The sequence below is a fragment of the Bradyrhizobium sp. USDA 3397 genome (assembly GCF_054060965.1).
Map to the genome: position 1 here is coordinate 5,797,599 of NZ_JBSSDS010000001.1, position 24,948 is coordinate 5,822,546.

A 24,948-nucleotide genomic window follows, 5' to 3' on the forward strand; every position below is an offset into this window, starting at 1 on the left:
GACGGAGAACGACTTAGCGCATCTCCCCCCGGATCATATCCGCCGCCTTCTCCCCGATCATGATGGTCGGCGCATTGGTGTTGCCGCCGATAAGCGTCGGCATGATCGAAGCGTCGACGACGCGCAATCCTGCCACGCCATGCACCTTCAACGCCGGGTCGACCACGGCCATCGCGTCGGTGCCCATCTTGCAGGTGCCGACGGGGTGATAGACGGTGTCGACACGCGCGCGCAGAATTGCGCGGATGTCCTCGTCCGTCTTCACCTCGGATGTGAACATGTCCTTCTTCTGCAGCGCCCGCATCGCGGGCGTCTCCATCAGCCGCCGCGTCGTCTTGAAGCCGGCGACCATCGCCTCGAGATCCTCCGCCTCGCCCAGAAAGTTCGGGTCGATCATCGGTGCTGCGAGCGGATCGGCGCTTTTCAGCCAAATGCTGCCGCGGCTCTTCGGTCTGAGCAGACAGAAATGGCATGAGAAGCCCGCCTCCTTGTGCTTCTTGCGGCCGTGGTCGTCGAGCATCGCGATGACGAAGTGGAGCTGGATGTCAGGCACGTCGAGATCAGGCCGGGTTTTCAGAAAGCCACCGCACTCGGCGAAATTCGTCGTCATCACGCCGCGCCGTTCGCGGCGATAGCGCTGGATACCGCGCAGCAGGGATGGCAGCCGGCTGATCGAGGCGTGAACGAAGTGCGGATAATCGGAGGCGTAGACGAATACGAAGTCCGGATGGTCCTGCAGATTACGCCCGACGCCCGGCAGGTGATGCACGACGCCGATGCCGTGCGCGGCAAGTGCGTCGGCGTCGCCCACGCCCGACAGCATCAATAGCTGCGGCGACTGGAAGGCGCCGGCGGCGAGGATCACCTCGCGGCGGGCGCGCAGCTGCCTTGTCTGCTTGCCCTGCACATATTCGATGCCGACCGCGCGCCCAGCTTCGAACAGGATCTTCGTTGCCTGCGCTCCCGTCTCGACCCGCAGATTCGGCCGCTTGCCGAGATGAGGAGCCACATAAGCCCGCGCCGCGCTCCAGCGCTCGCCGCCCCGCTGCGTCACCTGGTAGCTGCCGAGCCCTTCGTGGTCCTCGGCATTGAAGTCCTCGCGGATGCGGAACTGCGCCTCGCGCGCCGCCTGATGGAAGACGTCATGGATCGGATTGTCCGAGCGCAGCCGGTTGACATGCAGCGGTCCGCCCTTGCCGTGATACTCGCCGTCGAAATCGGCGTTGTCTTCGGAAGCCTTGAAGTAGGGCAGCACGTCGGCATACGACCAGCCGGCATTGCCGAGCGCGGCCCAGTGGTCGTAATCCCATTTGTGGCCGCGGATATAGACCATGGCGTTGATCGCCGAGGACCCGCCGAGGCCCTTGCCGCGCGGCTGATAGCCGATGCGGCCGTTCAATCCTTTCTGCGGCACGGTATCGAAGGCCCAGTTGGCCGCGGCGTAAGGCAATGCGAGCCCGAATGGCGTCGTGATCCGCCAGGTGTCGTTCCGTCCCCCAGCATCGAGCAGCGCGACGGATGTCGGCGCATCCTCCGATAGCCGCCCCGCAACCGTGCAGCCGCCCGAGCCCGCGCCCACGACGACGAAATCGAATGTGTCGGTCAATGTTGTTTCCCCCATTTAGCGTCATTCCGGGGCGCGCGAAGCGCGAACCCGGAATCCATTCAGCCGCATGACGTGCTGAGAGATGGATTCCGGGTTCGATGCTGCGCATCGCCCCGGAATGACACTCCGGCGTTTCAGCCTTAATCTTGTTGCCGCAAGCTGGCCCTTTGTGGAACTTCTGGCAAGACCGCGCGAAACGGCGCGAAAATCCGCCCATTCCCCTGTCACAAAGTCGAAAAAAACGTTCCCGCAGCCCTTTCCAAAGGCAGCCCGCCTTGATACATACCCCCCGCACCCCGACGGGCATTGCCCAGGGGTCGCCTTCCAAGGAAGCCTTTGGGACGGAAGCGAAAAGCCAGCGCGACCAGCGCCGGCCGCAACAGACCGTCCCCAGGACTTAACGGAAGGCGCGCAAAGGTTTAACGCGGGGTGGAGCAGCCCGGTAGCTCGTCAGGCTCATAACCTGAAGGTCATAGGTTCAAATCCTATCCCCGCAACCAAATTCGGATTGACCGGATCCGAGACGAAAATGGCCCGCGATAAGCGGGCCATTTTTGTTTTTGGGGGGAAGGATCGCGGGCCGTCTCAAAGCCGGGACGAGGCCGCGGCTAGTGCCAATCCGCTTGAGTCGGTCAGCAATACGGCACGTCTGTGAACCGTGCCGAACTTGGCCAGGTCGGAGAGGCAAACTGAGGCGCTGTCATCGTAGCTCACAATCCGCGGACCAGCAGCACGTCGCAGCAACTGCTTATTCAATGACGATCTCGCCTATCATGCCGTGGTCGGCGTGCGTGCGGCCGTCAGCCGCAACGATGCCGCAGCGCAGGTCGGTGACGCGGCCGGTCGCCACCGGCACGAACCACCATTCCGCCGTTTGCCCGGGATAGACCTCAATCTCGCGGATCGCCCCCTTGAACTCGGCGAGCGCCGCCAACTTGCCGTCGCGCGTTCCCATGGCCTGGACCTTGCGCGTGAAAATGAGCTGCGCGAAGCCCTGCGAGGTGAAGTAATGCGCGTCGTTGCTCGGGTTCTTGAGCACCAGCTTGTAGAGCTTGCCGGTCTCGAACCTCAGCTTGTTTGGCACGAACACGTGCTGCCCTGGCTTGCCGAGCTCGATTGTGACCTCGATCGGCTCCTGCCCCGCCAGATTACCCGCGGCAAACGCGCCGCTCGCGAATGCCATAGACAACAGACCAACGACAGCTAGTGTCGAGGTGAAAGAAAATCTGCGCATGATCGTCATCCTCCTTGCTCGTCTGGTTCGCGCTTCATCCGTTTTCAATCCCGTCAACGATAGAAGTCCATGAACGGCTCGCGGCCGTTGTGGTATCTGCGGCTCCGCATTCAGACATCGAAAATGAAATCATATTTGTGAATGGCGGAGGGACGAACGCCAATCAGTTCGATGTGGTCATCGCCGACCGACACGATGGCATTGCCTTGCACAGATGAGATGCGGACATCATTCCAGCCGAGATTTTCTGCGTGCTTGAACTCGAGTTTGTCGACGCCGGGCTGGAAGTCGGTGATCGTGGCTCTGGTCCCGCCCTTGTCGAAGACGAAATGGTCGGCACCGCCCAGTCCCGTGAGTGTTTGCTTTCCAGTGCCGGCGAACAGGAAATCTCCCTGTGGGCCGCCGACAAGCGTGTCCTTGCCGTTCGAACCGATGACGAGCTGTCGCTCATCGGGATCTTCCGACTCCACGCCGCCCTTTAACCCGGTGTGTCGTGTGTATGCGATGAAGACATCGTCCTGAATGTGTTGGGTATCGGTGTTGCGGAGGATGATGTCGGCGAGCGTCGTCTGCTCGATCTGCTGCAATGTCTTGGCGTCGAAGCCCTGATTTTCAAACCAGAATCGGTCGCCATCGCGCAAGGCCCCGAACTGCATGGCGATGACGGTCTGGAAAGTCTCGCCGACGAGCGCGCCAGCGGCATGATTCTCGGCCAGCCCCCCGGTCCAAAGGTCGATCAGGTCGACGTTGTTCGAGAAGGCCTCCTTCAAGGCCGCCCGCGTTCCCGGATCGCTGGTGATCTGGTCGATCTCCGTATACCGGGCGAGGCCGAGCGATTCGCGTACGTCGTTGAGGGATCCGACACCGAAATCGCGCTCACGCTGGATGTTGATCGCGGCGAGATCCATGCTCACCGGCGGGTCGAAGAGGAAATTGCGCAGGTCTTCGACGATGCGAACATCCATAGCCTGCGACGGGTCGCCCGCCAGATGGCGCAACTGCCCGTCGGCGCCGCCGGACGCAACGAAATCCGATGGCGGTGCGAAGAAGATATCCTTGAGCTCACGCTCCGTTCCTTCGATCACCTCGCCGTTCTCCGCCAGGCTCTCGGTTTCTGCGGAGACGATCGAATGTCCGAAGCGGAAGGCGATGTTGAACTCAAGCGAAAGGCGCGGGTCCACGCTTGCGTCGTAACCGCCGTAAGGCGCAATCGCATCGTCGCCGAGCAGGTTCGGCAGAAATTCCTCATACGTGATGTTCGCGATCTCCGCCGTGACGATGGCTCGCGCATAGTTGTAGAGCTGATCGCCGCTCCAGGTCGGGTGCGCATTGTGCAGCTTGTCGACCTGATAATTGTGTTCGCGCACGAACAGCGTGTGCAGCGAAGTCAGCGCAAAGTTCTCTGCGGCGCGCGGATCGCCGGCAGCGAACATGCCGTTGACGATCGGAAGATTGCCTCCCTCCGACACCTTCATGTGTCCGTCGGGCAGGCGTAGGCTCGTCGCCGTCGCTAAGTTGGAGCCGTAGACCATGGAGGCATCGAGCCAGCCGGTGCTGAAATTGAGGGGAGTGGCCGGGTTGTCCGGGCTCGTTCCGCTCGACGGATCGGTGATCGCTCGGGTCATGGGCATGATTGCGCCGTCGCCGAACACGGGGTCGCCGTTGGGCACCGCGATGCTGATGTCATTGATGCCGTCGCTGCGCGTCAGCGTCAGATCGTGATCGATGAACTGGCCCCAGGCGTACATGAATGCCGACACGCCTTGCTCGTTGGGGACGTTCGCGTCGCCCTCGCCGACAACGACGTTGCTGATGGTCCGCGGGTTGGGGCCATCGAGCGGCTCGGAAATGCCGTCGCTGAAATGGGCGGGGCCAATGCGGTCGACCGCCGTACCGGCGGCGTTGAGGTCGAGGTCCGTGAGATTGTTTCCCGAACCGTCAAAGCTGCGAAACTGGAGCGTTGGCAAGGGCGGTTGCGGGCACCCGTACCAAACCTGATGGCCTTTAAACGCCCAGTGAAACTCGCCTGAATGACTGCCGCGCGGCTCTTGGAAACCAGTCCAGAGAGACGCGCCGGGGTCGTCGTCAAAGTCGAAAGGGTTCTGCTCGAGGCGAAACTCGCTTGGCCAAGTCGGTCGCAGCCCCCGCATCATGTGCCTCCCCTTTTTATGTAATGCGAGTAAGAATGATTTGCATCTGTAGTGCAAATGCGAATTAGTTGCAATACATTCGATACGGAGCGTCCGCGCCGGGGAGGGGAAGGGGCCTCCGGGCTCGGCAGATGTCGAGTTGTGGAGAGGTCGTGGCCGCGATGCACCTGCTGCTGGGATAGCGTCCAAGGTCTGCCGCTCAAATTGCGGCTTGAAGCAAGTGTCGGTATCGGTGGTTGCCTATCCCCGCAGTCAAATTCGGATTGACCGGATCCGAGACGACAACGGCCCGCGCGAAGCGGGCCGTTTTTGTTTTGGCGATGGGATCGCCGCGCTACCTCGCCGCGGTCTGCCAGGCGAGTAGCCGCTGCTCGACGAGTGACATCGCAACTGACGTCAAATATCCGGTCGCACCGAGCAGGATGACGCCGGCGAAGAGGTCGGCGGATCGAAACGCGCGTGCCGAGAGCAGGACCCAGTGACCAAGGCCGTCGAGGCCGGCCAGGATCTCGCAGACCACCGAGAGGATCAGCGCGACGGTCAGGCTGAGCCGCATGCCCGCGAGGATATCCGGCAATGCCGAGGGCAGGGCGATCTTGGCGATGATGGCGGTGCGCGACATCTGCAGCGAGCTGGCGACCTCATACAGCCGCGGCTCGACTGCGGCAAAGCCGTGAATGGTGGCGAGCATGATCGGCCAGATCGCGCCGAAGGCGATCACGAACAGCGCCATGCCTTGCGTCAGCCCGAGCATCGCGATCGCGACCGGGATGATCGCCGAGACCGGCAGGGGCCTTAAGAATTCCAGCGACGGCGCGACATAGGCGCGCATCGTCTTGGACGAGCCGATCAGCGCGCCGAGAGCAATGCCGGCGATCGAGGCGGCGAACCAGCCATAGGCCATGTGCTCCAGCGTGCCGACGAGCTTGCCCGCGAGATCGCCGCTGGCGAAGCCACGCACCAAAGCGGCCCAGGCGCGGTCCGGACCAGGCAGGAACACAGGCGACACCAGGCGCAGGTCGGCGATGAGCTGCCACGCCGCGATGAAGCCCGCTGCGACGAGGACGCTTGCGACACGCCAGAGGATCGCCGCGCGCTTCATGGATTGTCTCCGGCGAGCGCGGCGCGGCCGAACAGGCGGCGCTGGGCCCCGATCAACAGCATGTTCAGCGCGTAGCCGATCGCGCCGATCCAGACGAGATAGGCCAGCATCAGGTCGGCGCGCAGTGCCTGCTGCGCCAGCATGATGCCGGCACCCAAGCCGATCGGGTTGATGGCGATCTCGACGGTGACGGCGACGATCAGGGCGATCCCGGCCGACAGGCGGAAGGCGACGAAGATCCTCGGCAGTGCGGCCGGGATCACGATCTTCGCGATCCGTTGCGGCGCGCTCAGCCGCAAGGCCCGCGACACCTCCATCAATCGCGGCTCGATGCTGCGCACCGCGCTGCGCGTCATGATCAGCATCGGCCAGACGCAGGCGAACGCCACGATCACGATCTCCATGCGGTAGCCGAAGCCGAGCGCGATCAACGCAATCGGCAGCAGCGCGATCGAGGGAATCGGGCGGATCGCCTCGACCGTCACCTCCATCAGCCGGTCGAGGGGACGCGAGATGCCGAAGGCAATGCCGAGCGCAAGTCCGATGGCGCTGCCGATGGCAAGCCCCGCAAAGGCGGCGAACAGCGTGTCGCGGGTCGCGACCGGAATCGAGAGATCGGCGAGCGCCGTGGCCAGCGCCGCGAGGATTGCGCTCGGCGGCGCCAGGCTGTCGCTTTGCAGATGGGTGAGGCGCGCCCAGAGCTCAAACGCCAGCACCAGCGCCAGCGGCAGCAGCAAGGGCTTGGTGCGGTCGAGGCTCAATGCTCGGTCGCCTTGATGAAGTCGAACAATTGCCGGCGCAGCCGCAGGAATTCCGGATGTTCGCGGGTGGCGAGCTGGTCGCGCGGACGCGGCAGGTCGACGTCGAGCTCGATCCCGATCCGGCCGGGATGCGGCAAGAGGCCGATGACGCGGTCGCCGAGATAGATCGCCTCGTCAAGATCGTGGGTCACGAAGATCACGGTGGTCTGGCTCGCCTGCGTCAGCGACAGGACCTCGTCCTGCAAGCCTTGCCGGGTCATCGCATCCAGCGCGCCGAACGGCTCGTCCATCAGCAGCGTGGTCGGCTCCTGCGCAAGGCAGCGCGCGATCTGCAGCCGTTGCTGCATACCTCCTGACATCTCAGTCGGATATTTGTCGGCATGGCCGGGCAACCCGACCTTGCGCAGCAGCGCCTCGATGCGCGCGCCGCGTTCGCGCGCCGGCACCCGCGAGGCTTCCAGCGCCAGCGAGATGTTTCCGGCGGCGGTCCGCCACGGCAACAGCGCCTTGCCGTAATCCTGGAACACGATCGCGACCTCGCGCCGCGGCTCGGTGATCTCTTCGCCCTCAAACGTCACCGCGCCGCTCGTGGGGCGATAGAGGCCTGCGGCGAGCCGCAGCGCCGTGGTCTTGCCGCAGCCGGAGGCGCCGACGATGCAGAGGAATTCGCCCGGCCGCACCTGAAGATCGAGGTTCTCGATGATGGTCTTGCCGCCGAGCCGCAGCGTCGCGGCATTGAACGCGATCAGCGGTTTCTGCCGCCGCGCGGCGCGCGCCTCGCTGAGCCTTGCAACGACGCTCATGATTGCTCTCCGCCCACCTGCGGATAGACGAAGTCGATGGTCGAGTGCAGATGCGCCGCCAGCATTTTTTGCGCGGCGGCCACGTCGCGGGCGAGCACGTGGTCGGCGAGTATCTGGTGACTGCGGATGAATCTCTCGCCGCTGTCGATGGCGCCCATCATCACGCGGCGGTAGCGGTAGGCCTGGTCGTAGAGGTCGGAGTGGGCGGCCAGCATGCGCCGCGAGCCGCAGGCGGCGAGCAGCGCGGTGTGGAAGCCCTTGTGCAGCCGGTCGAACTCCGCAGCGCCCTCGCGGAATTCGTTGCCGGTGCGCTCGATATGCCGGCGCATCTGATGCAGCGCGCTGATGATGCCGGCCTCCCAGGCGGCATCGCCGTGCAGGATCGCCAGCCTGACCGCCTCGATCTCGACCGCGGTCCGCATGCAGGTGATGTCGGCGAGATCTTCGCGGCTGACCTCGGCGACGCGGAAGCCGCGCTGGCCGATGCCGACGATCAGGCCGCGCGACATCAGCCGCGACAGGCCTTCACGCAGCGGCGTGGCGCCGATATCGTAACGCTGCACGAGGTCGACGATGCCGAGCCGCGATCCCGGCGCGAGATCTCCGGCCAGGATGTCCTGCTCGATGAGGTTTGCGGCACGCTCGCTCAAGGTGCCGGCTTCCGTCGGCGGGCGTTCGAGAGTGCGCTCGGGAGCTGGCATCGTCGATATCCCCTAGTTCAGCACCAGTTTCGCGGTGTCGAGCTTCGATTGCAGCATCTTCTGCGACGACATCACCTCGATCCACCAGCTGAGGTTTTGCGGCTTGAGGTTCGGCTCGGACTGGTTCGGCGGCGTCGCCTTGACGAGATCGAGCGGCTGCTTGGTGAACTTGGCGATCGAGGCCGAGGCCTTCTCGCGGTCGCTGTTGACGATCGTGGCGGCCTCCGCGATCGCTTCGCGGAACTTCTTCACGGTGGCCACATTCTTCTCCGCCCAGTCGCGGGATGCGGCATAGAAGATGATCGGATCGGTGCGGCCGAGCTCGGCGCCATAGCGCGCGCCGACCGAGCCGAGCCCCGCATTGCTCATGCGCGTGATGAACGGCTCGGCGGTGAGCACGGCATCGACGCCGCCTGATTTGATGATGTCGGCCATGGTCGGGAAGGTGACCTCGACGAAATTGACGCTTAGGGGATCGACGCCTTTCTCGACCAGCCATTTCACGAACAGCACGTGCAGGAAGGCGTTCAGGCCCGGCGCGCCGACCTTCTTGCCGATGAAGTCCTTGGGATCCTTGATTGTGATGCCGTTGCGGACGAAGGCCGCGATCGCGGTGTTGGAGGTCGGGTTCATGACCGAGGCGCCGGCAATCGCGACGAGGTCGAGGCCGCCGTCGACGGCTTGCAGGAAGACGGTGGAGGTGGGTCCGCCGACCTGAATCGAATTCGACAGGATCGCCGCCGGGATGTTGGAGTTGATCGCGATCGGCGTCATCTCGACGTTCAGCCCGTGCTTTCTAAAAATGCCTTCGTCGACTGCGACCATGGCCGAGGCGCAGTCCGAAGTCGCGGTGCAGCCGATCTGGATCTTGGCCTGCGCCAGCACGGGCGCCGTGGAAGCAACGGACACCCCAAGGCCCACCGTGAGACCTGCCAATATCGCCCTGACCTGTGTCCCTCTCACCGCGCTCTCCCGATTTGTATTTTTCTATCTTGTTTATCGATATTTTATCTGATCATATATTTCGAACGATAACAAGGGGTGCCCAAGGTGAAACTCGCAACATTCAGATCGGCCGGTCAGGAGAAGATCGGAGCCGTCCACAGCAATAGCAGCCAGGTGTTCGACCTCGCCGCCGCGGCCGCACGGGACGGCGGGGCCGATCCGGCCTTTGGCTCGATGCTGGCGCTGATCGACGCCGGGCCCCGCGCGCTCGATCGGGCCCGGGCCCTGCTCGACAAGCACGGCCAGGACGCGACGCTGTCGGCGGCGGTCAACGCCGTCGACATCCTCGCGCCGGTCCCGGAGCCCAGGCAAATGCGGGACGGCATGTCGTTTCCCCTGCACATCCTGCAGGCGCCGCGCGGGCAGCAAAAGCTCGCCGCGCGTGCCAAGGGCGACATGGCGGCATTGGCGCGCATCGACGCCGAGCCGCTCGGCGAATTGCCCGAGGTCTATCGCAAGCAGCCGATCTTCTACATCACCAACCGCTTCAGCGTCCGCGGCACCAACACCACGGTGAAATGGCCTCGCTACAGCAAGGTGATGGACTACGAGCTCGAATTCGGGATCATCACCAAGAACAAGGGCGCCAACATCACGCCTGCGAAGGCTGGGGATCACATCTTCGGCTATACCATCTTCAACGATTTCTCGGCGCGCGACGCCCAGCGCATCGAGATGGAGGGACGGCTCGGCCCTGCCAAGGGCAAGAGTTTTGACGGCGGCAACGTGATGGGGCCCTGGATCGTGACACCGGACGAGATCGGTGATCCCTACAAGCTAAAGATGGAAGCGCGCGTCAACGGCGAGACCCGCTCGAAAGGCGTGAGCGAGGGCATGCTGTTTTCGTTCGAGGAGATCATCGCGCACGTCTCCCAGGACGAGACGCTGATGCCCGGTGAATTCATCGGCTCCGGCACGGTCGGCAATGGCTGCGGCCTCGAGCTCGGCTGGTTTCTCGAGCATGGCGATACGATCGAGCTCGAGGTCGAGAAGATCGGTATCTTGAAGAACCGCGTCGAGCGGCAAGATACCTGAAGGGGACGTCTGAAGGCGCGGCTGACGCCGCCAACGAAAACAATCGACGAGGAAGCGCCATGACGAGCAAGCTGATCGACATCTCAGTCCCTCTCCAGAACGACGTGCCCGCCGACCCGCCCGGCAATCATCCGACGATCCAGTATATCGATCATCAGCAGGGCCTGCCGCGCATGCTGCAGTTCTTCGACGGGCTGAAGGCCGAGGATCTGCCTGATGGCCAGGGCTGGGCGGTGGAGCAGGTCAGTCTCTCCACCCACAACGGCACGCATCTCGACGCCCCCTGGCATTTTCACCCGACCATGAATCGCGGCGAGCGGTCCTGGACCATCGACGAGGTGCCGCTGGAATGGTGCTACCAGCCCGGCGTGAAGCTCGACTTCCGGCACCTGCCGGACGGCTATGTCGCAACGGCCAAGGACGTCGAGGCCGAGCTCGAGCGCATCGGCCACGAGCTGAAGCCGCTCGAGATCGTCGTGGTCAACACCAGCGCTGGCGCCAAATATGGCCGGCAGGACTACGTCACGTCGGGCTGTGGCATGGGCTACGAAGCAACCATGTACCTGCTCGAGCGCGGCGTGCGCCTGACCGGCACCGACGGCTGGAGCTGGGACGCGCCGTTCGTTCACACCGCGAAGAAATATGCCGAGACGAAAGACGCCAGCCTGATCTGGGAAGGCCACAAGGCCGGACGCCATATCGGCTATTGTCATCTCGAGAAGCTGCACAATCTCGAACTGCTGCCGCCGTCAGGCTTCAAGGTGTCATGCTTCCCGGTCAAGATCGAGCGCGCCTCGGCCGGATGGACGCGTGCGGTCGCGATCTTGGAAGGCTAGCTCCTCGAGGCCCGCGACCACCGAGACCGACAATTGCCGATGACGTCCATTTGACGCGATTGACGCCCAACGCGGAGCCGCCGCCGGCCTGTCGCTGACTTTACCCTTGATGGAATCGAGTCCGATAGTCATGCGGCAACACGTTCAGGCGGCGGCGGAACGCGCGGCGCAGATGCTCTTCGCTTTGAAAGCCTGCGCGCGCGGCGATTTCCTTGATAGGGGAGGCGGACTCTTCCAGCGCGCGTCGGGCGGCCTCGACGCGAAGCTCTTCCACCGCCTTGGCCGGGGTGCGGCCGGTCTTCTGGCGAAACACGCGCGCGAAGGTGCGCGGGCTCATGCCGGCTCGTTCGGCGAGACTTTCGACGCGCAAATCGCGGCCCAGATTTTCCTGCATCCAGCTCGAAATTGTTTCGAAAGCGCGGTCTTCCGAGGCCTGCATTGACAGCGGCACGCTGAATTGCGCCTGCCCGCCGGGCCGCTTGAGGAAAACGACGAGCCGGCGCGCGATGCGCATGGCCTCGCGATGGCCGAGATCATCTTCCAGCAGCGTAAGCGCCAGATCGATGCCGGCCGTCACGCCTGCCGATGTCCAGATGCCGCCGTCATGCACAAAGACTGGATCGACCTGAACCGAAACGTCGGGATGTTTTTCTCGCAGCAGGTCACAGGAACCCCAATGGGTGACCGCGCGCCGCCCGCGCAGCAGCCCGGCCGCAGCCAGAACGAATGTACCCGTGCAGACCGAGCAGACGCGCCTTGCCTTCGGCGCTGCCAGGCGAAACCAATCGACCAGCGCGGCTTCTGCAGCGGCGCGATGGACGCCGGGACCCCCACCCACCACGAGGGTGTCGATGTTCTTTTGGTCGCAATCAGCGAGGGCGGTCGTGATCACCTCCAGACCGGACGAGGTTTTGACCGGCCCGCCCTTCAACGAGCAGATCTGCCAGACATAGGGCGCCTGCCCCGCTTTGGACGTTTCGCAGGCCAACTCGAAGGCCTGCAGCGGTCCGGCGAAGTCGAGCAACAGGCAGTCGTCGAACAGCACGAAGATCACGCGGCGGCGGACGGAACGGGCCATTGGCAGCGCCTTGAGCAGGGACGGCTTGGCAGGAATTGCGTGTGTAATGACATTTCGGCAAATGCCCTCCGCTGTCAACATGGGTTATCCAACGTAGGAGGGCTCCATGTCCGGCAAGCGGATCGAAATCGGAATTCTGTACTATCCCGGGATGACGCAGCTGGACGTCACCGGACCTTTCGAAGTGTTTGCCCGTCTGCCGAACGTCCGCATGCACCTGTTGTGGAAGCGTATCGAGCCTGTCGTCAGCGACGTCGGTCTTCCGCTGCTGCCAACCACGACGTTCGCCGACTGCCCGGATCTGGACGTGTTCTGCATCGGCGGCGGCCCGGGACAGGTCGCCACCATGGACGATGACGAGGTGATTGCCTTCGTTCGCGACAAGGGTGGATCGGCACGCTACATCACTTCGGTTTGCGCCGGCTGTCTGATCCTCGGCGCCGCAGGCCTGATCGACGGATACAGGTCAGCCTGCCATTGGCTGATGAGCGACCAGCTTGCTGCCTTTGGCGCCATCGCCGTCGACGAACGCGTCGTGGTTGACCGCAACCGCATTTCCGGCGGCGGTGTCACCGCCGGTATCGATTTCGGTTTTCAGGTCGCCGCCGAGCTCTGCGGCGAAGACGTTGCGAAAAATCTCCAGCTGATGCTGGAATATCAGCCGCAGCCGCCGTTCGACATCACCGTGCAGAATGCGCCGCGTGAGCTGATTTCCCGCATGCGCCGCGAGGCCGAACCTTGGCTGCAAAAGCGCGCAGCCGCGGTGCAGAAGGCAGTTTCTAAACTCAAGGCGAAAGCAACGGCAGCTTAAGCCCGTTCGGCACAGGGAGGAAAGCCACAAGCGCCACTATTGGAAAGGTGTTCGCATGAACTGGCACGGCCGCATCGCTACCCTTCTCGTCGTTGGGACTTTCATCGCATCTTGTCCGCCCACTCGCGCCGCCGAACTCTCCGGTAGTGTGGTCCGGATCGGCATCATCAATGACCAGACCGGGCCATTGTCCGACCTGTCGGGATCGGGCTCCGTTGCGGCAGCCAAGATGGCGGCGGAAGATTTTCAGAAATTAGTGCCGTCGATCAAGGTCGAGATCTTGGCCGCCGATCATCAGAACAAGCCTGATATCGGCGTCGGCATTGTGCGGAAATGGTTCGACGTCGACGGCGTCGACATGGTCGCCGACGTGTCCAATTCGGCCGTGGGGCTGGCGATCCAGTCGCTGGCGCGCGACAAGAACAAGATTGCGATCTATTCGGCGGTGGCGACCACCGAATTGACGGGCAAGCAATGTTCGCGAAGCGGCCTGGCCTGGCTGCACGATTCCTACAATCTGGTGTCGGGACCGATCCGTACCCTGGTCAGCCAGGGCTACGACACCTGGTTCTTCATCGCGGCCGATTACGCGTTCGGCAAGAACATGGTGTCGGAATCGCAGCGCGTGCTGGCGGCCGCGGGCGGCAAGTCGCTCGGCGCGGTGTATCACCCGATTGGCAACGCGGACTACAGCTCGTTCATCCTGCAGGCGAAGGCGTCTGGCGCGAAGGCGATCGCCTTCGCCAATGCCGGCGATCAGCTGGTCAATCTGATGAAGCAGTGGAACGAGTTCGGCATGAACACGGGAAACCAGAAGCCCGTGGCCGAACTGATGTTCGACACCGATGTTCATGCCATGGGCCCGAAAATCGCCATGGGCCTGACCACGCTGACGGCATGGTACTGGGCGCTGGATGACGAGAGCCGGGCGTTCGGCCAGCGCTTCTTCAAGCTTCGCAGCGCCATGCCCACGGCACCGCAAGCCGCGGTCTATTCCGGCGTCAGCCACTATCTGAAAGCAGTCGCTGCCGTAGGCACGGATGCAACGGATCCAGTGCTGGAGAAGATGCGCGCGACGTCCGTCGACGATTTCTACGCACGCGGCGCGCGGTTGCGCGAGGACGGCAAGCTCGTGCACGACTTCTACCTTGTGCAGGTGAAGGATCCGTCCGAGGTCAAGGCACCCTGGGAGTACTACAACGTGCTCGAGAAAATTCCGAGCGGCGAAGTCTACGCTTCGCTCGCTGACAGTGAATGCCCGCTGGTCAGGCGGGGTAATTGAGCTTGGAGTGCCAAACCGCGATGATGCCACTATGCTCCTGTTTTGCCCGACGAAGCAAATCACGGGAGACGTCATTCGGATGGGAGCAACCATCGCGGCCAATTCTCCTCGGCTCGCTTAGGCGCGCCGGACGGGCGAGTGGAACCACTGTCCCTTGGCTTTTTGGCTCCTGAAATCCTGCCCGACTCACACCCAATCCCGCTTCCCACCTAACCCATTGATCTTGCAGCCACCGTCTACTGTGCATGGGGTTGTTTTCGCGGGTTTTATTTGCCCGCGTGTAATTTGACGTCGCTGACGGCGCCGACTACGGTCCGCGAAACACGAAAGCTCGCGGCCTTTGTGCTGAACGAAAATTCCACGGGGAAGAAATGACCGGCGACATTGCAGCCACCATCTCGAAAGCGCGCGAGCATTCCATCGGCGATCTCCTGCGCCGCTCCGCAGGCCGCGAGCCGAACAAGCTCGCGGTGAGCTGCGGCGACGTGAGCTGGAGCTTTGCCGAGATTGACGCGATCTGCAACCGGCTCGGCCGCGGCCTGCTTGGCCTCGGCGTCGGGAAGGGCGACCGCCTCGCCGTGCTCTCGCGCAACTCGCACGCCTTCGCTGCGCTGCGCTTCGCGGCGGCGCGGATCGGCGCGGTGCTGGTGCCGATCAACTTCATGCTCAATCCGGACGAGATCAATTTCATCCTGAAGAGCTCCGGCGCAAAGCTGCTCGCGACCGGTCCCGATTTCGTCGAGCCCGCACGCGCGGCGAGCGCAAAGGATTGCGCGGTCGAGAAGATGATCTGGCTGCCGGGCGAGGATCCGGCCGCGCCGCCCGCAGACCTCACCACCTTCGATGATCTCCTGCATCCGGACGGCTCGTTCCTGGACGCCTCGGTCGACAGCCGCGATCTCGCGCAGATCGTCTACACCTCAGGCACGGAATCGCTGCCCAAGGGCGCGATGCTGACCCATGAAGCCGTGATGTGGCAGTATGTCAGCTGCATCATCGACGGCGGCATGAGCGTGGACGACAAGTTCCTGCACGCTCTGCCGCTCTATCATTGCGCGCAGCTGGATGTGTTCCTGGGCCCGCAGGTGTATCTCGGCGCCTCCGGCGTAATTACCGGCAAGCCGACCGCCGACAACATCCTGGCGCTGATCCAGGCGCACAGGATCACCTCGTTCTTCGCGCCGCCGACGATCTGGATCGCGATGCTGCGCTCGCCGAACTTCGACAAGACCGATCTGTCGACCTTGCAGAAGGGCTATTACGGCGCCTCGATCATGCCGGTGGAGGTGCTGCTCGAATTGCAGCGCCGTCTGCCCGCGGTCAAGTTCTGGAATTTCTACGGCCAGACCGAGATCGCGCCGCTCGCGACCGTGCTGCGACCGGAGGATCAGCTCCGCAAGGCCGGCTCCGCCGGCAAGCCCGTGCTCAATGTCGAGACGCGCGTCGTCAACACGGCGATGGAGGATGTCAAGGTCGGCGAAGTCGGCGAGATCGTGCATCGCTCGCCGCATCTGCTCTCCGGCTATTACAACGATCCGGTCAAGACTGCGGCGGCATTTGCCGGCGGCTGGTTTCACTCCGGCGATCTCGCCACCGTCGACGAGGAAGGCCACATCACCGTGGTCGACCGCGTCAAGGACATGATCAAGACCGGCGGCGAGAACGTCGCGAGCCGCGAGGTCGAGGAGATGGTCTATCGCATTCCGGAGGTCTCCGAGGTCGCGGTGGTCGGCCTGCCCGATCCGCGCTGGATCGAGGCCGTGACCGCCATCGTCGTGGTCAAGACCGGGGCGAAGCTCGACGAAGACGCCGTCATCAGGCATTGCGCCGGCCACATGGCCCATTTCAAGGTGCCCAAGCGCGTGATCTTCGTGGACGCCCTGCCGAAGAATCCGAGCGGCAAGCTGCTCAAGCGCGAGCTGCGCCAGCGCTTCGTCGGCGGCGAGACGCTCGACAAGGCGGTGCAGAAGAGTTTTGGGACCTAGCAGGCGCCGTTCCGGCGCCGTCGCGGCGGAACTCGCTTATTCGGCCTCGCCAGCCAGCTTCCTGACATCGTCGGGCGTCGCTCCGAAACGGCGGCGAAACGCGCGATGGAAGTAGGAGACGTCGTGAAAGCCAGCGAGGTGCGCGATCTCGATGATCTTGCGGCTGCGCATGGCAGGACTTCGCAGCAGTCGTTCGGCGCGCAGTAATCTTTGCTCCAGCACGAAGCCGCTATAGGTGATGCCGGCGCGCTCGAACAGCAATTGGATGCTGCGCGGACTGATCCGGTGCGCGGCTGCGAGGTCGGACAGCGACAATGCGGGGCTGTCCAGCTGAGCCAGGATGTCGGACTTGAGCGCTTCGAAGCGCGCCGCCGCAAGGCCCCGCAATTGAGCCTCTTCGGCGGCATCGCCGCGTGCGCCGAGCATCAGGACGGCGAGGTCGAACAGGTGCTGCGAGACCGCATCGAGCTCCGCCGGCGCGAGCTTGTCCGCGTGCGCGTGTGCGAGGTCGTAATATCGCAGGAACATCGATGTGATCGGGTTGGCGCCGGAGATCGACCCCGCGATTAGGTCCTCGGCATTCGGGCAGGCGCGCAGCAGAGCTTTCCGCGGCAGCAGCGCGGTCTGGAAATTACCATACGCCAGTTGCGTGATTTGGGCCCCCTTGATCGAGGGATCGCCGATCGTGATGTCGCCGGCGGCGACCTCCAGTGGCCGTTTCCCCATGGCCCCACGCAATGCCGAATTGGGCGACGTCGTGATCACCAACTCGTCGTTCGTTCCCAATGACACGAAGGACATCGGCGTGCCGAACGAGGCCGAGAGTCTGAGGCGGGGAAGAATGGCAGGCGCAATGGTTCGGTGAACGCGCCCTTCACCAACCGGCACGAAATCGACGTTCGCTACCTGACGGCAAAACTGCTCGCGCCATTGCTCATAGGCCGCACCGTTCGGATCGCCATCGAATGAGAGCTGCGGCTGGGTCATCGATCGCCGGAACGCCTATTGCCGATTCATTGCGGTCCGCACTTTCGTCGGCGCGCCGGGGATGCGGCAACTGGAAAAGCGCCAGATTGCGCGAAAAACCACTCGCACCTACGCGCTGAGCCAGCGACGAGGTGCCGCAGCCTGCTTATTGGGCAAATCGAGCACTTTGCGCCGCGACCGCCAGGCGCCGGAGAACCTCAATACTTCTTCACCGCCGCACTGAAGGCCAGCCACAGCGCGATCGACGCCAGGCCAAAGCCGCCGAGCAGCAGGAAGGTCGGCCCATAGCCGATCCATTGCGCGATCCAGCCGCCGAGAGCGGGACTGAGGCTCGCGCCGATACCCTGCACGGTGATCACGGCGCCCTGGCCGAGATTGATGCGGCCGGTGCCGTTGAGCGAGCGCGCGACCATGCCGGGGACGGCGACCGTTTGCAGTCCGGTGCCGATGCCGTCGAGCACCTGCATCGGCACCACGCCCCACCATCCCGTGACGAAGAACGCGAGCACGCCGCGGACCGGCAAGAACATGAAAGACACCAGGATCACCGGCCAGTAATTGCGCTTGCTCGCGGCCGTCATCGCGATCAGCGAGGTCACGATCATCACGCCCTGTGCGATCACCACGGTCGTTGCGACGAAGCTCGGGCCGTTGGCCTGTCCCTCGGCGACCGCGGCAAGTCCGTACAGCGGCACGATCGCGGCATTGCCGAGGTGGAACAGCGCGAGGGCGAGAGCAAGCACGAGCAACGCCTTGTGCTTCAGCAGCATCGTCATCGCATCCGGCGGCGCCTTGGAATCGTCCTCCTTGCTGCCGCGCGCGGCGCGGTCGTCGATCGCCTTGGCTGGAATCATCAGCACGCAAGCGATCGCGATGGCGCCGAACAAGGCCGCCAGCGCGAACACGGCAAAATAGCCATACTTGTAGCCGAGATAGCCTGAGAGCGCGGCTCCGACCATGTTGCCGGCGTGGTTGTACGCCTGGTTGCGGCCATTGAGCGCATTGAAGCCCTTCTGCTTGGCGATACCGAGCGTGATGCCCGTGACGGCCGGCACGATTGCGGCGCTCGCCAGCGATTGCGCGACTTGCGAGAACGTCACCGCCCAGAAGTTTTGCGAGATCAGGATGATTGCGGACGCCGAAACGACGCAGATGCCGGGAATGATCACCCACAGCCGCTTGTTGCGGCTGGAATCGATGAAGCCGCCGATCGGAGTCGTGACCAGCATGCCCGCGACGTTGCCGATCGTCATTGCCGTGCCGATCAGGCCGGTCGCCCAGCCGCGTTCCTGAAGGAAGACCCCGACGAACGGCCCGATGCCCGACTGCATGTCGGCCATGAAGAAATTGAGCGCGAACAGGGGCCAGATGCGAGACGTTGAAGGGCGCGATGTCATCGAGACGCTGAACTTGATGCTGCCGATCGAATCGGATCTCGCATGAGACGGGCTCGGCGGGCGCTGCGGGCGCCCGGGGCGGACCAGAACTTAACCTGCTCTCATGGCGTTGGTTCCGGTTGCTCTTGCGATCCGGCGCGCGCGACGTCATGTCTTGCAAGAATGGACTCACGATGGATCAGCGCGATGCCCCTCTGGACCTGCGCAACCTGCGGCGCTCAATTCCCGGATAGCGGGAATCCCCCTGCGGCCTGTCCGATCTGCGAGGACGAGCGCCAGTTCGTCGGCTGGGACGGTCAAGCCTTCCTCACGCGCGAGGAGCTCGCGCGCAAGCACCGACTGGTGGGGCGCGACGATCTCGGCCTGACCGGAATCGGCATGGAGCCGAGCTTTGCCATCGGGCAGCGCGCGCTGCTGGTGCCCGACGGCGGCGGCTGCTTGATGTGGGACTGCATTCCACTCGCGAGCGACGAGGCCATCCATCACATCGCAGCGCTCGGCGGCCTCAAGGCCATTGCGATCTCGCATCCGCATTATTATGGCGCGGCCGCCGACTGGAGCGACAGGTTCGGTGGCGTGCCGGTCTATCTGCATGCCGACGATCGCGCCTTCGTCACGCGACCTCACCCGGCGATCGTGCACTGGACCGGCGAAAGCCATCGCCTCTCCGACGACGTGCTGCTGCTGCGCACCGGCGGCCACTTCGCCGGCGCCACCGTGCTGCATTATGCGCGTGGTGCGGACGGCAAGGGCGCGCTGCTCACGGGAGATATCGCGCAGGTGACGATGGACCGGCGCTTCGTCAGCTTTATGTATTCCTACCCGAACTACATGCCGCTCAACGCCGCTGCGGTACGGCGGATCGCGTCGGCTGTCGAGCCGCTCGCCTTCGACCGGATCTACGGCGCCTGGTGGGGCCGCAACATCGCCGGCGGTGCCAAGGCGGCGTTTGCTGCGTCGGTCGCGCGCTATCTCGCGGCCATCGCCTGAGCCGGGCTGCGGATCGGATTTGTCTTGCCGGTCTCTAATAACTGTACTAGAAGTACAATATAGGCCAATCGAAGCATCTGGCCAAGGGCCGGCATGATCGATGCATTGCGGACGCCGAGAAGGCCTCCGCGAGCGGGAGCTGAGTGCATGACGGTGCAGCGCGATGACGAGATCTTCGAGGCTAGCGACGTCGCGCTCCAATCCGGGACCGTCTTTCCCTCCCTGAAGCTCGCCTACAAGACCTACGGCACGCTGAGCCCGGCCAGGGACAACGTCATCCTCTATCCGACCTCGTTCAGCGCGCAGCATACCGACATTGAATGGCTGATCGGCCCCGACGGCATGCTCGATCCCACGCGCTACTTCATCATCATCCCGAACCTGTTCGGCAACGGCCTATCGTCTTCGCCCTCGAACACGCCCGCGCCCTTCCCGGAGGTGAGCTATCACGATGCCATCGCGGTCCAGCACCGGCTGCTCACCGAACGCTTCGGCATCTCGAAGCTTGCGCTGGTCTATGGCTGGTCGATGGGCGGCATGCAGGCCTATCACTGGTCGGCGCTGCATCCCGACATGGTCGAGCGCGCCGCCGTCGTTTGCGGCAGCGCCCGCTGCGCGCCCTATAACTACGTCTTCCTTGAAAGCGTGAAGGCCGCGCTCACGGCCGATCCCGCCTTCCGCGACGGCCGCTTCCTCGAAAAACCCGTCGCCGGCTACCGCGCCATGGGACGCGTCTATGCCGGCTGGGCGATGTCGCACGGCTTCTATCGCGACGAGCTCTGGCGCGAGGCCGGCTTCACTTCACTCGAGGATTATCTCGCCCGCGCCTGGGATGCGACCTTCGCGCGGCGCGATGCCAACGATCTCCTGGCGCAGATCGGCATCTGGCAGCGTGGCGACATTAGCCGGTGTGTGGCATTCGCCGGTGATCTCGATCGCGCGCTGGCGGCGATCAAGGCACACATGCTGCTGATGCCGGGCGCGACCGACCGCTATTTCGACGTGCACGACAACGAGGACGAGCTCGGCAAGCTCGTCAACGCGAGATCGGCGGTGCTGCATCCGATCCCATCGCTGCATGGCCACCGCGCCGGCAATCCCATCAACAATCCCCGCGACCAGGCCTTCATCAAGGCCGAGATCGCCGAGCTTCTCCGCAAGTAGGGCACGCAATCGATCATGAGCGACGCAACGGACGCCGGCCATCGCCTGAAGCCCCTGACACCCACCACGCTGCGCGAATTGTCGGTTCGCTCCAACATCAGAGGTGCGGTGCAGAGCCTCGGCCATTACGGCGTGATCGTGCTGGTGGGCGCGCTGATCTGGAAGGTTTGGTCGAGCTGGGGCGCGCTCTGGGCGCTGCCGCTGATGGTGGTGCAGGGCTATGTCGTCGCCTTCCTGTTCATGGCGGTGCACGAGACCGCGCACAAGACGGCGTTCAGGAGCCGGGGCCTCAATCTCGGCGTCGGCTATCTCTCGGCGTTCATCATCGGGCTGCCTTACGAATATTACTGCCTGTTTCACTGGGACCATCATCGCTACACGCAGGACCCCGAAAAGGATCCCGAGCTGATCGTTGGCGTGAAGCCGACGTCCGACACCCAGCTTGCGCTCGCCTATAGCGGCCTGCTCCAGGTCGCCGGCCGTCTGCGGCTGATGCTCGGCCACGCGATCACCAGCAAGGTCGTCGTGCCATGGATTCCCGAGAGCAAGCGCAGCACCATCGTGGCCGAGGCGCGCGCCTATGTCGCGCTCTACGCCCTGCTGCTGGCGCTGTCGCTGTGGTTCTCTTCAGCGCTGCTGCTCTGGGTCTGGATCGTGCCGCTCGTGATCGGGCAGTTCTTCCTGCGGCCCTATCTTTACGCCGAGCATACCGGTTGCGACCGCACCCGCAGCGCCTTTCAGAACACCCGCACGACTTACACCGGTGCTATCGTCAAATGGTTCGCGTGGAACATGCCGTATCATGTCGAGCACCACGCTTATCCCTCGATCCCCTTTCACGCCCTGCCGAAGCTGAACGCGATTGTCGACGGCGAGATCGTCCATCGCGGCCGCGGTTACATCAGAACGACGCGCGAGACCTGGGCTTGGTTTCGCCGGCAGCGGCAGGCCGGCTAGCTCAACGCAAAACTCCGGCCGCGATGCGACCGGAGCTTTGTCGGGATATCGAGATATCAGTAGATCCCGTAGGCGCAGACGTTCACGACGCGCACGCGCAGGCCGTGACGGGTCCGGACCAGGCGCTCCTGATAGCAATTGCTGACGCCGGTGTTGAGGTAGATACCGCCAAAGCCCCAGCCGGGACCCCAGTGGTGATGACCATGATGGTGATGGAAGCCGCCGGCCGAGGCCGCGGTGGGGGCGAGAGCGGCAACGCCGAGCGAGCCGGCGGCGATCAGACCAAGTGCAAGCTTACGAAACATCTTCATTCTCCATTCGGCGCTAGGGCCATTGTTGCGTCCCTGCATTTCCGTCGAGACGAGACGCGATCGCGTTCATGGCAAGCGGGAAGAATCGTGTTTCAGGAATGTTTCGTCGGCTGCGGCAGAATGCGCCGCGATCAGGCTTTCTGCGCCGCGCGATACCGCGCGGCCATCGCCTGCGTCAGCTCGGCCATCTTGTCGCGGAGATCGGCCGGTTCAAGGACTTCGGCTTCCGGGCCGAGTCGCAGCAGTTCGGCCGCGGCATGCCACGATGTCTTTCCGACCGGCACGCGCGCAATGCGCCAGCCGTCTGCATCGGTTGTCTCCTCGAGCTGCGTGCGTGCCTTGACATAGGGCTGGCTCAGCGCGCCGAGCAGCTTCACGCCGAACGGCGACAGCCGGACGATCGCGACATTGGGATGCATCTCCGCTTCGAGCCGCAGCGTCGCGGCCCGCCAATGGGCGGCGAGGTCGAAGCCGGCGGGACGATCGAAGCGGTCGCCAAGGGCTGTGCAGTCGAGCACGCGTGCGACGCGATAGGTACGCACGCTGGCGTCGACTTGTCCTGCGAGATACCAGCTGCCGCCCTTCAGCACGAGGCCGAGCGGCGCGACGCGGCGCTGCTTCTCAGCACGCCAGCTCTGGTACCGAATCCTGATCAGCGTCCCGCGCAGTACGGCGCCGGCGATGGTGCGCAGGTGCTTCGGGTCTTCCGCTTCGCCGAACCAGCCGGGCGCGTCCAGGTGGAAACGCTCCTGCATCCGCCCGGCATCCTCGCGCAAATTCGGAGGCAGTGCCGCCATCAGCTTGTTTTGGGCGGCGATCATCGCGGCATCGAGCCCGAGCGCGGCGGCCGGGCCCGGCAATCCTGCCAGGAACAACGCGCCCGCCTCGCTCTGCGACAGCCCGTTCAGTCGCACGCGATAGCCGTCGAGCAGGCGATAGCCGCCTTCCGCGCCGCGGTCGGCGTAAACGGGAACGCCGGACGCCGCGAGCGCGTCGATGTCGCGATAGATCGTGCGCACCGAGACCTCACAGGCCGCCGCGAGCTCGGGAGCGGTAACCATCCCCCTGGCCTGAAGGGTGGTGAGAATCGACATCATTCGGCTCGCGCGCATGATCCCTTAGACCATACCTGACAGAGGATGTCAGGTATGGTCCGCTACAAGCGGCGCCATCGCCAGCCGGCCAGATGGAGATTGCCATGACCGATCCGAACCGCATCACCCTGTTCTATTCGCCGCAGTCGCGGGCCACCGGCACGCGGATGCTGCTGGAGGAGCTGGGGGCTCCTTACGATCTCCATGTCCTCAACATGAAGGCCGGCGAGCAGCGCAAGCCCGCTTATCTCGCCGTCAACCCGCTGGGCAAGGTGCCGGCGATTCGCCACGGCGAGGCGCTGGTGACCGAGCAGGTCGCGATCACCATCTATCTCGCCGACCTGTTCCCGCAAGCGGGGCTGACCCCCGCCCTGAACGATCCGCTGCGCGGGCCTTATCTGCGCTGGATCGCCTATTATGGGTCGTCGTTCGAGCCGGCCTTGATCGACAAGTTCATGCAGCGAGAGCCGGCGCCGATCACGCAATCGCCCTATGCCGATTACGATACGATGCTGGGTGCGCTCGAGGCCCAGCTGGCGAACGGGCCCTATCTGCTCGGCGAGCGCATGACGGCGGCCGACGTATTGTGGGGCGTCGCCTTCAGCTGGACCATGATGTTCGGCATCGTGCCGAAGAAGGATGTCTTCGTCCGCTATGCGGAGCGCATGACGGCGCGGCCGGCGTTCCAGCGCATCAATGCCGCAGATGCGGAGATGGCGGCGCAGCATGCCGCCGCGGCGGGTGGATGAGAGGGCGTCAAAATCGCGGTGCCCGCTTCTCGGCGAACGCCTTGATGCCTTCCTTGATCTCGTCGCCGCGCATGCTGTCGCGGTGGCGCTGATCGGCGGCGTCCTCCTCGAGCTCGCCGCGGGCGAACTCGTTGATCGCCCGCTTCATGCCGCGCATCGCCTCCGGGGCGTTGCCGGCGAGGATCGCAGCGAGCTTGTCGACCTCCTGATCCAGCAAGTCCACCGGCACCATCGCGGTGAGATAGCCGATACGCAGCATCTCCGGAGCGTCGATCTTCTGCGCGGTGAGGAACAGCTTTTTCGCATTGTCCATGCCGAGGCGAGTCACGTAGCGTTTGATGCCGCTCGGGTAGTAGTGCAGCCCAAGTCGCGCCGCCGGCATGAACATTTCCGCGGTATCGACGCCGATGCGGAAATCGCAGGCGAGCGCGAGGTCGGTCGAGCCGCCATAGACGCCGCCATTGAGCCGGCAGATCGTGGGAACGCCGAGATCCTCGAGCCGGTTGACCACCGCCTCGAAGGCCGAGCCCGCGCTCTGCTGCTCGCTCGCGCTGACCGCGCGTTCCGCGACTGAATTGAGATCGTAGCCGGCGGAGAAGGCGCGCCCGGTGCCCGTCAGCACCAGCACGCGAATAGCAGGGTCGGCCTCGACCCGGCCGAACAATCTCGTCAGCTCGTCGAGATCCTCGGCCTGGAGCCGGTTGAGATGCTTGGGCCGGTTGAGGCGGATGGTGGCGCGGGCGCCGATGATTTCGAGCAGGGGGCTAGAAGCTGCGTCGGCTGTGTCCGACATTCTCGTCTCCGTTGTCGGCGCCAAAGTGCCCGCCCGGGCGGAGGCCGTCAACGACGGCGCCGGTCGTTTGCCGCGCCGCTGCACCGGGCCTGCCGTCCACGCCGCTGTCCCTGGCGA

The 24,948-nt window shown here is 64.2% G+C and carries 23 protein-coding genes and 1 tRNA gene; 10 read left to right on the forward strand and 14 right to left on the reverse strand.

What is annotated here, in order from left to right; translation table 11 throughout:
- Nucleotides 1-13 precede the first annotated feature (13 nt).
- Nucleotides 14-1,606 (reverse strand): GMC family oxidoreductase, encoded by a 1,593-nt coding sequence (locus ACVWYQ_RS26795; protein WP_404545606.1) that lies wholly within the window; start codon nucleotides 1,604-1,606, stop codon nucleotides 14-16.
- Nucleotides 1,607-2,029: 423 nt separating this feature from the next.
- Here ACVWYQ_RS26795 and ACVWYQ_RS26800 point away from each other — a divergent pair.
- Nucleotides 2,030-2,106 (forward strand) — tRNA-Met (locus tag ACVWYQ_RS26800).
- Between the two features lie 248 nt (nucleotides 2,107-2,354).
- On the opposite strand, the gene ACVWYQ_RS26805 is transcribed toward ACVWYQ_RS26800, so the two are convergent.
- The 7 genes from ACVWYQ_RS26805 to ACVWYQ_RS26835 form a co-directional block, all read right to left on the reverse strand.
- Complete coding sequence (locus tag ACVWYQ_RS26805) at nucleotides 2,355-2,840, reverse strand: cupredoxin domain-containing protein (protein ID WP_193760727.1); 486 nt, start codon at nucleotides 2,838-2,840, stop codon at nucleotides 2,355-2,357.
- A gap of 110 nt (nucleotides 2,841-2,950) precedes the next feature.
- Nucleotides 2,951-4,993 (reverse strand): peroxidase family protein, encoded by a 2,043-nt coding sequence (locus ACVWYQ_RS26810; RefSeq protein ID WP_456726549.1) that lies wholly within the window; start codon nucleotides 4,991-4,993, stop codon nucleotides 2,951-2,953.
- 331 nt (nucleotides 4,994-5,324) lie between these two features.
- Nucleotides 5,325-6,092 carry an ABC transporter permease gene (locus ACVWYQ_RS26815; RefSeq protein WP_404545610.1) on the reverse strand — a complete coding sequence of 256 codons (768 nt, stop codon included), beginning with the start codon at nucleotides 6,090-6,092 and terminating at the stop codon, nucleotides 5,325-5,327.
- Nucleotides 6,089-6,853 (reverse strand): ABC transporter permease, encoded by a 765-nt coding sequence (locus ACVWYQ_RS26820; RefSeq protein WP_404545612.1) that lies wholly within the window; start codon nucleotides 6,851-6,853, stop codon nucleotides 6,089-6,091. Before ACVWYQ_RS26820 ends, ACVWYQ_RS26815 begins: the two co-directional genes overlap by 4 nt.
- Nucleotides 6,850-7,656: an ABC transporter ATP-binding protein gene (locus tag ACVWYQ_RS26825; RefSeq protein WP_404545614.1), complete on the reverse strand. Its 807-nt coding sequence runs from the start codon at nucleotides 7,654-7,656 to the stop codon at nucleotides 6,850-6,852. Before ACVWYQ_RS26825 ends, ACVWYQ_RS26820 begins: the two co-directional genes overlap by 4 nt.
- Nucleotides 7,653-8,357 carry a GntR family transcriptional regulator gene (locus tag ACVWYQ_RS26830; RefSeq protein ID WP_271545975.1) on the reverse strand — a complete coding sequence of 235 codons (705 nt, stop codon included), beginning with the start codon at nucleotides 8,355-8,357 and terminating at the stop codon, nucleotides 7,653-7,655. The genes ACVWYQ_RS26825 and ACVWYQ_RS26830 overlap by 4 nt, the downstream gene beginning before the upstream one ends.
- 12 nt (nucleotides 8,358-8,369) lie before the next feature.
- Complete coding sequence (locus tag ACVWYQ_RS26835) at nucleotides 8,370-9,278, reverse strand: ABC transporter substrate-binding protein (protein ID WP_456727211.1); 909 nt, start codon at nucleotides 9,276-9,278, stop codon at nucleotides 8,370-8,372.
- A gap of 129 nt (nucleotides 9,279-9,407) precedes the next feature.
- Between ACVWYQ_RS26835 and ACVWYQ_RS26840 the strand changes: the two genes are divergently transcribed.
- Together ACVWYQ_RS26840 and ACVWYQ_RS26845 are read left to right on the forward strand one after the other, a co-directional pair.
- On the forward strand, nucleotides 9,408-10,397 hold the full coding sequence (locus ACVWYQ_RS26840) for a fumarylacetoacetate hydrolase family protein (RefSeq protein WP_271546514.1): 990 nt from the start codon (nucleotides 9,408-9,410) through the stop codon (nucleotides 10,395-10,397).
- Nucleotides 10,398-10,456: 59 nt separating this feature from the next.
- Nucleotides 10,457-11,233, forward strand: a complete 777-nt coding sequence (locus tag ACVWYQ_RS26845; RefSeq protein WP_271545971.1) for a cyclase family protein — start codon at nucleotides 10,457-10,459, stop codon at nucleotides 11,231-11,233.
- A 100-nt stretch (nucleotides 11,234-11,333) separates the two neighbouring features.
- Here the strand turns inward: ACVWYQ_RS26845 and ACVWYQ_RS26850 are convergent, their stop codons facing one another.
- The gene (locus ACVWYQ_RS26850; protein WP_442869364.1) at nucleotides 11,334-12,287 is read right to left on the reverse strand and encodes a helix-turn-helix domain-containing protein; all 954 of its coding nucleotides are present in this window, start codon (nucleotides 12,285-12,287) and stop codon (nucleotides 11,334-11,336) included.
- A gap of 130 nt (nucleotides 12,288-12,417) precedes the next feature.
- Here ACVWYQ_RS26850 and ACVWYQ_RS26855 point away from each other — a divergent pair, with 130 nt between their 5' ends.
- From ACVWYQ_RS26855 to ACVWYQ_RS26865, 3 genes are all read left to right on the forward strand, one after another.
- Complete coding sequence (locus tag ACVWYQ_RS26855) at nucleotides 12,418-13,122, forward strand: DJ-1/PfpI family protein (RefSeq protein ID WP_157283137.1); 705 nt, start codon at nucleotides 12,418-12,420, stop codon at nucleotides 13,120-13,122.
- A gap of 55 nt (nucleotides 13,123-13,177) precedes the next feature.
- Nucleotides 13,178-14,404 (forward strand): ABC transporter substrate-binding protein, encoded by a 1,227-nt coding sequence (locus tag ACVWYQ_RS26860; RefSeq protein ID WP_157283136.1) that lies wholly within the window; start codon nucleotides 13,178-13,180, stop codon nucleotides 14,402-14,404.
- Nucleotides 14,405-14,775: 371 nt separating this feature from the next.
- Nucleotides 14,776-16,389: an acyl-CoA synthetase gene (locus tag ACVWYQ_RS26865; protein WP_404545618.1), complete on the forward strand. Its 1,614-nt coding sequence runs from the start codon at nucleotides 14,776-14,778 to the stop codon at nucleotides 16,387-16,389.
- 36 nt (nucleotides 16,390-16,425) lie between these two features.
- On the opposite strand, the gene ACVWYQ_RS26870 is transcribed toward ACVWYQ_RS26865, so the two are convergent.
- Both ACVWYQ_RS26870 and ACVWYQ_RS26875 read right to left on the reverse strand, forming a co-directional pair.
- The gene (locus tag ACVWYQ_RS26870; protein ID WP_271545966.1) at nucleotides 16,426-17,376 is read right to left on the reverse strand and encodes an AraC family transcriptional regulator; all 951 of its coding nucleotides are present in this window, start codon (nucleotides 17,374-17,376) and stop codon (nucleotides 16,426-16,428) included.
- Between the two features lie 197 nt (nucleotides 17,377-17,573).
- Nucleotides 17,574-18,773 carry an MFS transporter gene (locus tag ACVWYQ_RS26875; RefSeq protein WP_404545624.1) on the reverse strand — a complete coding sequence of 400 codons (1,200 nt, stop codon included), beginning with the start codon at nucleotides 18,771-18,773 and terminating at the stop codon, nucleotides 17,574-17,576.
- A 186-nt stretch (nucleotides 18,774-18,959) separates the two neighbouring features.
- Between ACVWYQ_RS26875 and ACVWYQ_RS26880 the strand changes: the two genes are divergently transcribed.
- From ACVWYQ_RS26880 to ACVWYQ_RS26890, 3 genes are all read left to right on the forward strand, one after another.
- Nucleotides 18,960-19,763: an MBL fold metallo-hydrolase gene (locus ACVWYQ_RS26880; RefSeq protein WP_157283132.1), complete on the forward strand. Its 804-nt coding sequence runs from the start codon at nucleotides 18,960-18,962 to the stop codon at nucleotides 19,761-19,763.
- Between the two features lie 147 nt (nucleotides 19,764-19,910).
- Nucleotides 19,911-20,927: an alpha/beta fold hydrolase gene (locus ACVWYQ_RS26885; protein ID WP_456726550.1), complete on the forward strand. Its 1,017-nt coding sequence runs from the start codon at nucleotides 19,911-19,913 to the stop codon at nucleotides 20,925-20,927.
- Between the two features lie 15 nt (nucleotides 20,928-20,942).
- On the forward strand, nucleotides 20,943-21,884 hold the full coding sequence (locus tag ACVWYQ_RS26890; RefSeq protein ID WP_404545628.1) for a fatty acid desaturase: 942 nt from the start codon (nucleotides 20,943-20,945) through the stop codon (nucleotides 21,882-21,884).
- 56 nt (nucleotides 21,885-21,940) lie between these two features.
- Here the strand turns inward: ACVWYQ_RS26890 and ACVWYQ_RS26895 are convergent, their stop codons facing one another.
- Nucleotides 21,941-22,189, reverse strand: coding sequence for a hypothetical protein (locus ACVWYQ_RS26895; protein WP_028138614.1), 249 nt, complete (start codon nucleotides 22,187-22,189; stop codon nucleotides 21,941-21,943).
- A 137-nt stretch (nucleotides 22,190-22,326) separates the two neighbouring features.
- Nucleotides 22,327-23,307: a helix-turn-helix transcriptional regulator gene (locus tag ACVWYQ_RS26900; RefSeq protein WP_275497720.1), complete on the reverse strand. Its 981-nt coding sequence runs from the start codon at nucleotides 23,305-23,307 to the stop codon at nucleotides 22,327-22,329.
- Nucleotides 23,308-23,393: 86 nt separating this feature from the next.
- Between ACVWYQ_RS26900 and ACVWYQ_RS26905 the strand changes: the two genes are divergently transcribed.
- Entirely contained in the window at nucleotides 23,394-24,038 is a 645-nt protein-coding gene (locus tag ACVWYQ_RS26905; RefSeq protein ID WP_271545955.1) for a glutathione S-transferase family protein, read from the forward strand.
- Between the two features lie 7 nt (nucleotides 24,039-24,045).
- Here the strand turns inward: ACVWYQ_RS26905 and ACVWYQ_RS26910 are convergent, their stop codons facing one another.
- Nucleotides 24,046-24,831, reverse strand: coding sequence for an enoyl-CoA hydratase/isomerase family protein (locus tag ACVWYQ_RS26910; RefSeq protein ID WP_404545631.1), 786 nt, complete (start codon nucleotides 24,829-24,831; stop codon nucleotides 24,046-24,048).
- Nucleotides 24,832-24,948: the final 117 nt, after the last annotated feature.